Source organism: Bradyrhizobium sp. Kon56, assembly GCF_055807635.1.
In genome coordinates, this window is sequence record NZ_JBVVOU010000350.1 from 1 (window position 1) to 291 (window position 291).

1 protein-coding gene is annotated in these 291 nt (G+C 61.5%); it reads right to left on the minus strand.

Going from position 1 to position 291, the window contains the following annotated elements; genetic code table 11:
- A partial coding sequence (locus AC0L3B_RS39275) for an amino acid permease (protein WP_473383150.1) occupies positions 1-291 on the minus strand: 291 nt, incomplete at both ends.

Genomic DNA, 291 nt, shown 5'->3' on the forward strand with positions numbered 1-291 from the left:
GGTGACGATCTTGATCAGCGCGAACCAGAATTCGAACTCACCGAAGGCCTTGACCGCGATCAGGTTGATGGTACCCATGCTGATCAGCGCCGCCAGGGCCCAGATCCAGCGCGGGGTGTCGGGGAACCAGACGCCCATGTACACCGCCACGGCGGTGATCTCGGCGATACAGGTCACCAACCACAGGAACCAGTAGTTCCATCCGGTCAGAAAGCCGGCCAACGGGCCGAGATAATCCTGGGCATAGCGGCTGAACGAGCCGGCAACGGGGTTGTGCACCGCCATTTCACC